Annotated in this window: 6 protein-coding genes; 1 reads left to right on the top strand and 5 read right to left on the bottom strand. The window is 64.3% G+C overall.

The window, feature by feature from the left end; genetic code table 11:
- From ACEW8G_RS16090 to ACEW8G_RS16080, 3 genes are all read right to left on the bottom strand, one after another.
- The coding region (locus tag ACEW8G_RS16090) for a PmbA/TldA family metallopeptidase (protein ID WP_373489408.1) at positions 1-423 on the bottom strand (423 nt) is incomplete at its 3' end.
- Between the two features lie 85 nt (positions 424-508).
- On the bottom strand, positions 509-907 hold the full coding sequence (locus tag ACEW8G_RS16085; protein WP_373489407.1) for a hypothetical protein: 399 nt from the start codon (positions 905-907) through the stop codon (positions 509-511).
- A gap of 114 nt (positions 908-1021) precedes the next feature.
- Entirely contained in the window at positions 1022-2734 is a 1713-nt protein-coding gene (locus ACEW8G_RS16080) for a long-chain fatty acid--CoA ligase (protein WP_373489406.1), read from the bottom strand.
- A 139-nt stretch (positions 2735-2873) separates the two neighbouring features.
- Here ACEW8G_RS16080 and ACEW8G_RS16075 point away from each other — a divergent pair, with 139 nt between their 5' ends.
- Entirely contained in the window at positions 2874-4892 is a 2019-nt protein-coding gene (locus ACEW8G_RS16075) for an ATP-binding protein (RefSeq protein WP_373489405.1), read from the top strand.
- A 17-nt stretch (positions 4893-4909) separates the two neighbouring features.
- On the opposite strand, the gene ACEW8G_RS16070 is transcribed toward ACEW8G_RS16075, so the two are convergent.
- Positions 4910-7174, bottom strand: a complete 2265-nt coding sequence (locus tag ACEW8G_RS16070; protein ID WP_373489404.1) for an NADP-dependent malic enzyme — start codon at positions 7172-7174, stop codon at positions 4910-4912.
- Between the two features lie 189 nt (positions 7175-7363).
- Positions 7364-8738, bottom strand: a 1375-nt coding sequence (locus ACEW8G_RS16065; protein WP_373489403.1) for an alpha/beta fold hydrolase, incomplete at its 5' end; no start/stop codon positions are given.

Genomic DNA, 8738 nt, shown 5'->3' with positions numbered 1-8738 from the left:
CGCGCGCGCCGCCGCCTCGCAGCGTTCAGCAAGCGCGCGCAAGGTCGCAGGGTCAACCTCGCCGCCATCATCAAGCTGCAGATCGGGCAAAGACCCCTGCACCAGCATCGCCTCGGGCGCCAGCCCGGCATAAGCATCTTCAGGTGCCAGCCGCGCCATCGCGAAAGCGCGTTCAGCCAGCGTGGCAAGCCCGGAGTCGCTAAGGTCCGAGCCGGAAACGCTTGCCGAGCGCTGGCCATCGAACACCCGCAGGCCGATAGACGCGCTTTCAGAGCGTTGCACATCCTCAAGCGCGCCCAGCCGGATCTGCACATCGGTGGAGGCGTCGCAGGCGAACACTGCGTCGGCTGCGCTGGTACCGTGCGCCATCGCGCGCCTGACCAGATCGTGCGCCAGGTCTTTTGCATTTTCAGGGGTTATCATGCGCGCGATTTACGCCGCGCATCCGGCCCGGTCAATCACCGGGCAGCATCACAGGAAAAACGACTGTGGCAGTTGACCGCCGGGATCAGAAGATTGCGGCAAAACCCCTGGCAAGCAACACAAAGGCGAACGGGAAGCCGATGGCAAACAGCCAGATCGCCAGCCGGTCACTGCTGAAATGCCGCGCCAGAGTGGCGTGCGGCAAGTCGCTGCCCCCCAGTCGTTGCCAGCGCTTTTCAACGCGGCGGCATAACGGAATGACCAGCCCGACCAGTGCCACCAACCCAAGATAAGGCAGGATCGACATGCCCTCGCCCTTGATCGCGCCCATCACGACAAAAATCTGCAGGCCAGTGTAGGCGAGCAAGGCATATGCCACATGGTTGCTGATGCGCTTTTCCCACGACGTCTCGTGCGCTGCATCGCGGACCTGCCCAGGCTGATAGCGGGCGGACTCGAGGATTTTCGGTGCTGCCTTTGCCATGTTGTTTCCCCTACATGCCAATTGGGCGGCGATTGGTCTGCCACCGCTCAACCCAAAGTGTGTCACTCTCGTGTCAGCTTGGCAAGCATCTTTACGTGCACGTGACGCTACGGATCAGTGGCCAATCCCCTCGGCGGCGCGCAGCGCCTTGCGGTCGAGCTTGCCGATCAGCGTTTTGGGCAGCGACTCGCGAATTTCGATGGCCGACACCCGTTCGTGCTTGCCAAGCTGCGGGTTCAGCCAGGCGAGGATGTCGGCGGGATCGGCCGGGACGCCTTCCTGCAGCGACACAAACGCCTTGGGGCTTTCGCCGCGATAGGCATCGGGCACGCCGATCACCAGCGCCTCCTTCACCGCATCATGCCCATAGAGCACAGCCTCGATCTGGCTTGGGAACACCTTGAACCCGCCCACCGCGATCATGTCCTTGATGCGGTCAACGATGCGGATATAGCCATCGGCGTCGATCACCCCGACATCGCCGGTGCGCAGGTAGCGGCCAATGAACACCTCGGCATCGGCATCGGGCCGGTTCCAGTAGCCGCGCATCACCTGCGGCCCCGTGAAGATGATCTCGCCCGGCTCGCCCGGCGGGGCATCACGGCTCGGGTCTTCCTTGTCGACCAGCCGCACGGTGGTCGCTGGCAGTGGCTGGCCGATCGTGCCGGGCTTGTTCAGCCCCTCATAGGGGTTAGACGAAACGACGCCGCTGCTTTCGGTAAGGCCATAGCCTTCGACCACCGATGCCCCGGTCTTGGCCTCGAACCGCGCCTTGGTTTCAGCCGGCAGCGGCGCACCGCCCGATATGCAGGCACGAAGCGCCGCAAAATCGGTCTCGCCAATCGCCGGGCTGTCGAGCAATGCCTGATACATGGTTGGCACACCGGGCAGCGCCGTCACCTTCGCGCGGGTGATCGCCTTCAGCGCCGCCACCGCCTCAAAGCGCGGCAGCATGATGATCTCACCGCCGTTGAGCACCGTACGGTTGAGCACGCAGGTGTTGGCGAAGACGTGGAAAAACGGCAGCACGCCAAGAATGCGGTCGTCGTTGCTGTCGGCGCGCGGATCAATGGCATTGACCTGGCGCGCGTTGGCCGAAAGGTTCTGATGGGTCAGCATCGCGCCCTTGGGGGTGCCGGTGGTGCCGCCGGTATATTGCAGCAGTGCAACATCCTGTTCGGCGCGGATCGGCACGGGGACAAAATTGCCATCGTTGGCGATCAGCTGCGAAAAGCTGGTGACGCGCTGATCATCGGGCCGCTCGGCGACCTCGGCGCGCTTGAACAGGCGGTAGAACACCGCCTTGCCCGCAGGCAGCGCGCCAGCGACCGAGCCCACGATCAGCCGCTCAAGCCCCGACTGGTCGAGCACCTGCAATGCCGTGGGCAGCAGCGCTGAGGCTGAAAGGGTGAACAAGATGGTGGTGCCGCTGTCAGCCACCTGATGCGCCAACTCGTCCACCGTATACAGCGGCGAGAAATTCACGACCGTCGCGCCTGCCGCCATCGCGCCATAATAGGCTGCGACATAATGCGGCACATTGGGCAGGAACAGACCGATGCGGTCGCCCTTGCCGATGCCGAGCGCCTGCAGCCCCTTGGCCACCCGGCACACGCCCTGCGCGGTTTCGGCATAGCTGTATTTTCGCCCCAGGAAATCGAGCAGCGGTGCCGCGCCCTTCTGCCCCGCCGAACGGAAGAACATGTCGGGCAGCGAAAGTGGCGGAAAATGCTGATCCCACGGGCAGGGGTGATGATAATGCGTCTTCCAGATCGGCTGTGCCGGATCAGGAACGGACGTGGAAACGGGCGCGCCGGTGCTTGACATTAACATGGCTCTAAATAGCCGGGGCGCTTTGGGCAAGGCCGGTTCGTGCCAGCCGCGCTGGCGTTAGTCAGCAATCTGATTATATAGACAGTTAACCTGCGGGGCGCGGATTGCTCCCTGGTGCAACTGGAAGGCCTGCATGCATCCCAGTCTTAGCGACACCATCTTCCGTCCTGAAGATGATACGGCGCGGCTCGCGGTGCTGCGCACCTACCGCCTGTCGCCTGGCGAAACCGACAGCGGGCTGTACGATGATCTGGTGGCGCTGGCGCAGGCGATAGCCGGAACGCCGAGCGCATTCATCTCTATTGTCGAGGCCGAGCGCCAGTGGTTCAAGGCATCGCTTGGGCTCGACATCGCCGAAACCCCGCGCAGCATCGCCTTTTGCGATCATGCCATCCGCGCATCGGATGTGATGGTTGTGCTCGACGCCAGCACCGATCCGCGCTTTGCCGATAATCCGTTGGTCACCGGACCGCCGCACATCCGCTTTTACGCAGGCGCACCGGTGATCAACCCGGAGGGCTATGCGCTGGGCACCTTGTGCGTGACCGACAGCGCCCCGCGTGAGCGGTTCGACCATGGCCCGCTGCTCGAGGCGCTCGCCCGGCAGGTGGCGGCGCTGCTGGAACTGCGCAAGCAGGTGATCCATCAGCAGCTCGCCGCCGATCTGGCCGCCGACCAACGCGACCGGCTGTGGGATTCGTCGCTCGATATGATGCTGATCACCACGACCGAAGGGGTGCTGGTGGCGGGCAACCCGGCCTGGGAGACGGCGTTCGGCATTGTTCCTGTCGATGGCAGCGCGCATATCAGCCAGTTTTTTGCCGATCCCGCGGCGACCGATTTCATCCCGCTGCACAACGGCACCAAGGATGTGCAGGTCGAGCGCGAGATGCGCGGCCGCGACGGCACGCTGATTTATACCAGCTGGAACCTGGCGCGCGAGGATGAGCTGATTTTTGGCATCGCGCGCGACATCACCCGCGCGCGCGCAGCAGAGGCGCAGCTCGCACAGGTCCAGCGGCTCGAGTCCATCGGCCAGCTGACCGGCGGAATTGCGCATGACTTCAACAACCTGCTGACGATTATCTCGGGCAATCTGGATATCGCCCAGAAGCGCATTTTGGCAGGGCAGACCGACCGTGCAGAGACCGCCATCGCCAATGCCCGCGATGGTGCACAGCGCGCTGCCAGCCTGACCCAGCGGCTGCTGGCGTTTGCCCGCCGCCAGTCGCTCAGCCCCTCGCGCATCCAGCCGGCCGATCTGGTGCGTGATCTGACCCCGCTCGCGCAACAGGCGCTCGACGAGCGGCATACGCTCACCGTCGATTGCCCGGAGGTCCTGTGGCCGGTGACGGTCGATGTCAGCCAGCTGGAAAATGCGCTGCTCAATCTGGTCGTCAATGCGCGCGATGCCATGGACGGCCCGGGCGAGGTGCAGCTGTTTGCGACCAACGCCGACCACAAAGCCGAAGATCAGCACCATAACTTTGATGCACCCCCCGGTCGCTATGTGCGCTTTTGCGTCAGCGACACCGGATCGGGGATCGCGCCGGATGTGGCGCAGCGCATTTTTGAGCCGTTTTTCACCACCAAGGATATCGGCAAGGGCACCGGGCTGGGGCTCAGTCAGGTGCAGGGCTTTGTCGCGCAATCGGGCGGGTTTGTGTCGCTGGAAACCGCGCTGGGCAAGGGCACCACGGTCAAGCTGTGGCTTCCCGCCGATGACGATCCCGATCCCGAAACCGCAGCCGCCAGCGCTGCCGCCGGGCAGGCAAAGGCCATCGCGCGAGGAGGCACGATTCTGGTCGCTGAAGACAATGCCGCGTTGCGCAGGCATGTCGCCGATGTGCTGCATGAGGCCGGGTTTGTCGTGATCGAGGTGGAGGATGGAGCAGCGGCGCTGACCCTGCTGGAGCAGGGTGAGAGCGTGCCTGCGCTGCTGCTCAGCGACATCATCATGCCCCATATGGACGGCCAGCAGCTGGCGGCGCGCAGCCGCGCGCTCCACCCTGACCTGCCGATCGTGCTGATGACCGGCTATGCCGGCGGTTCATTGTCCGATGATTGCCCGCACAACATTCTGATCCAGAAACCGTTTTCGCCCGATGAGCTGGTCGCGGTGGTGCGCAAGACGCTGGCGGCGGGTTGCTGACCCGCCGCCCTTAAGCATCACCCAACCACGCCGGCCGATGCCAGCAAAGCCAGCGTGAGCAGTTCGCCCGCAGTTGATGACATTGCGGCAATCTGCACCGGCTTTTCCATGCCGATCAGCATCGGCCCGATCATCGCATCGCCGCCCAGTTCGCGCAGCAGCTTGGCCGACAGGTTGGCCGATTGCAGGCCGGGCATGATCAACACATTGGCGGGCGCGGACAGACGGCAGAACGGATAATTAGCCATCAGCCTGGGGTTAAGCGCAACATCGGGCGACATTTCCCCTTCATATTCAAAGCTGGCCCCCTTGCTGTCGAGGATCGCCACCGCCTCGCGGATGTTTTCCAGCCAACGCCCCGAAGGATTGCCGAAGTTCGAGTACGACAGGAACGCGACGCGCGGGTCGTGGCCAAGCCGCTTGGCGACGTGCGCCGTGTTTTCCGCGATGCACGCCAGTTCCTCGGCGCTGGGGCGCTCGTTGACTGTGGTGTCGGCAAGAAACACCGTGTGGCTCTTGCCGACCATCACATGGATGCCAAACGGAGTCTCACCCTGCTTGGGATCAAGCACCCGGCGGATTTCACGCATCGACTGGCCAAAGGTACGGGTGATGCCGGTCAGCATCGCATCGGCCTCGCCCAGTTGCAGCAGCGCGGCGCTGAAGATGTTGCGGTCCTGGTTGACCATGCGCTTGACGTCACGCTTCAGATATCCGCGCCGTTGCAGCCGCTCGTAAAGCACATCGACCATTTTGGGCACCAATGGCGAATTGACGCTGTTGTGCACCTCGAAGGCCATCGGATCGTCAACCGCGAGTTCCTTCAGCTTGTCACGCACCCGCTGTTCGCGGCCGACCAGCACCGGTGTGCCATAGCCACCATCGCGGAACTGGATCGCGGCGCGCAGCACAACCTCTTCCTCGGCCTCGGCAAACACGACGCGCTTGGGGTTTGCACGGGCATCGCTGTAAACCTGGGTGAGCACCGCTGTGGTCGGGTTGAGGCGGCTCTTGAGCGAATGGCGATAGGCGGCCATATCCTCAATCGGCTTTTGCGCGACCCCGGTTTCCATCGCCGCGAGGGCAACAGCGGCGGAGACGCGTTCCATCAGGCGCGGATCGAACGGCGCGGGGATGATGTAATCGACGCCGAATTTCTGGGTCGCGCCGCCGTAGGCCGCCGCAACCTCCTCGGGCACCTGTTCGCGCGCCAGCTCGGCAATCGCGCGTGCGGCGGCGATTTTCATCTCCTCGTTGATCGCGGTCGCACGCACATCGAGCGCGCCACGGAAGATGAACGGGAAGCCGAGCACGTTGTTGACCTGATTGGGATAATCCGACCGGCCGGTGGCGATGATCGCATCGGGACGCGCCGCCTTGGCATCGGGCGGGGTGATTTCCGGATCGGGATTGGCCATCGCAAAGATAATCGGCTGCGGTGCCATCTTCATTACCATCTCCGGCTTCAGCGCGCCCGCTGCTGACAGGCCCAAGAAGATGTCCGCGCCATCGAGTGCTTCCTCCAGCGTGCGTCGGTCGGTCTTGGCGGCGTGCGCGGACTTCCACTGGTCAAGATCGTCGCGACCTTGGTAAATCACACCCTTGCGATCGCACATCAGCACATTGTCGTGCCGCACGCCCATCGCCTTGATCAGCTCGGTGCAGGCAATGGCAGCCGCGCCTGCACCGTTGACCACCATCCTCACATCGGCAAAATCGCGGCCCGTGAGAAAGCACGCGTTGAGCAGGCCGGCGGCGGAGATAATCGCGGTGCCGTGCTGGTCATCGTGCATCACCGGAATGTTCATCCGCTCCTTGAGCGCCTGTTCGATGATGAAGCAGGCGGGCGCGCCAATGTCTTCCAGGTTGATGCCACCAAAGCTGGGCTCGAGCAGTTCGACGCATTCGATGAAGCGTTGCACGTCTTCGGTATCAATTTCGAGATCAATGGAATCGACATCGGCAAAGCGCTTGAACAGCACCGCCTTGCCCTCCATCACTGGCTTGGAGGCGAGCGCGCCCAGATTGCCCAGGCCCAGAATGGCGGTGCCGTTGGAGATGACCGCAACCAGATTGCCTTTGGCGGTATAATCATAGGCGGTGGCGGGGTCCGCCGCGATGGCGCGCACCGGCACGGCCACCCCCGGCGAATAGGCGAGGCTGAGGTCGCGCTGTGTCGCCATCGGCTTCGACGCGATGATCTCGATCTTGCCGGGACGGCCGGCAGAATGAAACAGCAGCGCCTCGCGCTCGGTAAACTGGACGTTGCTCTTGTCGGTCATCGGCGGACACTCCCCTGTCAGCCGGATGCAGACCGGCCGTGCTTGAAATTGCAGTGCTGCTGCGCCGGTTTCCGGCGGCATGGATGTTGTGGACGCCCCTTAATTCATATGCATAGCCGCCTGCGCCGGTGTTCGGCAAGCGTTTGCAGCGGGTTAACGCCTGATTCCCGGATGCTTCAAAGCGGCGGGTCAATCGCTGCTGCCCTGCAGGGCCGCTGCCACCAGGTCGGGTCGCTGAAAAGCCAGCATCCGCCCGGTGCCGGGCACGATCTCGGCGCGCGATCCCGGCCACAGCGCCAGCCAGTGGGGCAGCGACTCGCCCGCTGCATACATCGGGTCTTCCGCGCCACACAAAATCGTGATCGCGCTGCCATCGGCGATTTGCGGCGCGGCCTCGTGCGGTTCGCTTTGCGCAATCGCCAGAAAGCCGATACCGCCCTGCATCGCGCTCTGCTGGGTGGAGCGGACATAGGCCGACAGGATCTCGGGGTCGGCAAGGCTCGCCTGATCCGCCGGGCTGCCCGAGAGGATCTGGCGCACCAGCCGCTCGACCGTGGGGGCAGAGGCGCGGCGCGAGAGGTGACTGGCAAGCGGCGCGATCAGCTGCGGGCGATTGTAAACCAGCCGCTTGACGTGCCCATGCAGCCCGTCGAACTTGCGGTCCGCCGATGGTGGCGGCTCGGGGTTGATCACCACCGCGCGGGCCAACCGCTCAGGGTATGAGGCAGCAAAGCGCGCCAGCACCATCGTGCCGCCACGCGCAATGATACAGGCTTTGCTGAGCCCCAGCGCATTGAGTATCTCAGCGATGTCGTCGGCGCTGCGGCCAAGGTAATCGCCCTCCCCCAAGTCGCCCGGCATCGTCGTCAGGCCAAAGCCGGGCCGGTCGAGCGTGATCGGGCGCAGCCCGTGCGCCTGCAGCGCGGCGATATAGCTGGCCGGCACATGCCGCCCGGTGGTTGCGGTGTGCAGGCAGACAGCGGCAATGCCGGTGCGCGGCCCATGATCGGCAAAGGCGATTCGCCCGCTGCCTTCGCCACGCGGCAGCAACCGCAGCGGCTCTTCCCCGCGCGTTGCAATCGACAGGTCGATATCGGTCGCCTCGGCGAGCGCCGCCACCGCCTGGATGTGACTGACCAAAGTCGTCAGCCGCACCAGCGTGTCGATCTCGCACAGCGCAAAGATCGCCTTGAGCTCTGATTTCACGATATGCACTGACAGGCCAAGCCGCGCTGCACATTCCTCGCGCGTCAGCCCACGCGCGATGGTGTTGGCAATCTGCGCCTGCCGCGCGCTCAATCCAAAGATGTCGCGCAGCACCGGTTCGATGGCGAGCCCGCCGGGCTGCTCACCGCTTTCGATCTGCAGGCACAGGGCGACAAATTCGCCCTGACGGCGGCAGCCAGCCTTGGCCATCGCGGACTTGATCGCATCGCGTCCGGTTTCATAGCCGATGCCCTCCAGCTGCGCCGCGACGCGCACATCGCCGCCCCGCACCAGTGCCTCGGCCATGCTCACCTCGCGCGGGGAAAAGCCGAACAGCCGCGCCGCGGTCGCCAGTCCG

Origin of the sequence: Blastomonas sp., from assembly GCF_041747255.1 — a bacterium.
Lineage (GTDB): Bacteria > Pseudomonadota > Alphaproteobacteria > Sphingomonadales > Sphingomonadaceae > Blastomonas.
Note: the sequence above shows the minus strand (reverse complement) of the source record. Positions and strands in the feature narration are given on the sequence as shown.

What these genes read in the sequence shown, in the direction of transcription:
- ACEW8G_RS16085 (WP_373489407.1), bottom strand. Translation starts at nt 907, where the DNA reads ATGGCAAAGGCAGCACCGAAAATCCTCGAGTCCGCCCGCTATCAGCCT.
- ACEW8G_RS16080 (WP_373489406.1), bottom strand. Translation starts at nt 2,734, where the DNA reads ATGTCAAGCACCGGCGCGCCCGTTTCCACGTCCGTTCCTGATCCGGCA.
- ACEW8G_RS16075 (WP_373489405.1), top strand. Translation starts at nt 2,874, where the DNA reads ATGCATCCCAGTCTTAGCGACACCATCTTCCGTCCTGAAGATGATACG.
- ACEW8G_RS16070 (WP_373489404.1), bottom strand. Translation starts at nt 7,174, where the DNA reads ATGACCGACAAGAGCAACGTCCAGTTTACCGAGCGCGAGGCGCTGCTG.